Annotated in this window: 2 protein-coding genes; one reads left to right on the forward strand and one right to left on the reverse strand. The window is 40.2% G+C overall.

All coding sequences use genetic code 11. From position 1 onward, the window contains the following. A partial coding sequence (locus KIV40_RS27035; protein WP_285352262.1) for a hypothetical protein occupies positions 1-187 on the reverse strand: 187 nt, incomplete at its 3' end. A gap of 576 nt (positions 188-763) precedes the next feature. Between KIV40_RS27035 and KIV40_RS27040 the strand changes: the two genes are divergently transcribed. After that, positions 764-1,240: FAD-binding oxidoreductase (locus KIV40_RS27040; protein ID WP_285352263.1), on the forward strand; the 477-nt coding region annotated here is incomplete at its 3' end.

Raw genomic sequence — 1,240 nt, forward strand, 5'->3', positions numbered from 1 at the left:
TTGGCATAGTGTTCAGAACATCTTTGATATCTGACGCTTGTTTCTGTTCTAGAGTATCTGAGTTGATCTCAGTTTGAACGTGTTGGTCTAGGGCTGAACCTACTACGACCACAGTTTCGTCGGCAGCTTGAGTAGCAAAAGAGGCTAATGCAACAGTAATCGCTGCAGAAAGTGACTTCAGTTTCATAATAGTACTTATATTTTATAAACAACAACAAGAGCGGTGCATAATACACGATGCAAATGATAATTCATCTCATTTACATTCTTTACTTTTCTATGCTTTGTTTTTATAAAATCACAATGTAGTATTCATAAAAGTTCACTGAACTCTTGTTTTTTGAACTGAATATTTCAAAAAATCCTAGTAATAGGTAACCGCCAGTTCACTTCTGGCGGTTTTTAAATCAAAACATATCTCCCACCGACCATCTTCATTGAATATCTTTCAAAGACTTATTCACTATAAGAATCACAGATACAGCTCGTAAAGAGACTCAAAAAGCGCGCGCTATTGAGTTTTCACGCAGATCCATTCTCCAGATACTTAGCCAACCAATTCAGGTTAAAAAGAACTTATTGAGTTATAAAGACACACTTTAAACCAAGTCAATTTGACATCAAAAGCGTTGTGATTGTTTATCAAGCCTTATTTGATAACGATTCTCATTATTGGCATATAACCTGCTACCCTCAGTATGAGAATCTTTGATTATGCTTATTAAGACCCTCAATGAAGAGGACCTTATAGGAGAGCAGAACTATGACAGAACTTCCACATGGCTTAGTCGCAGGGAAAGTCGTGAACCGAGTTGATTGGAACCATCAACTTTTTTCCTTAGAGATTAAAGCCGCTATATCGCCCTATTTAGCAGGCCAGTTTACCAAGTTGGGTCTCGAAAATGCGCAAGGAGAGCTAGTTAGACGGGCGTACTCGATGGTTAATGCTCCGTCCCATGAAAAAGGCTATCAACACCTAGAGTTTCTGATTGTGAAAGACAGCGATGGACAACTGTCACCAATGCTTCACCAGTTAAACAGTGGAGACGAGGTTTTTGTAGGACGAGATCCAAGTGGATTCATGACGATCGAAGAGATCCCTGCATACGCTCAAGATCTGTGGATGCTCGCCACCGGCACTGCAGTCGGCCCGTTCATCTCACTGTTAGAACAGCTTCAAGATCACAACCAAATACGTTCATTTGACCGCCTTATTCTGGTTCATGCGGTTAGAACCGAG

It is taken from the genome of Vibrio sp. D173a (assembly GCF_030248475.1).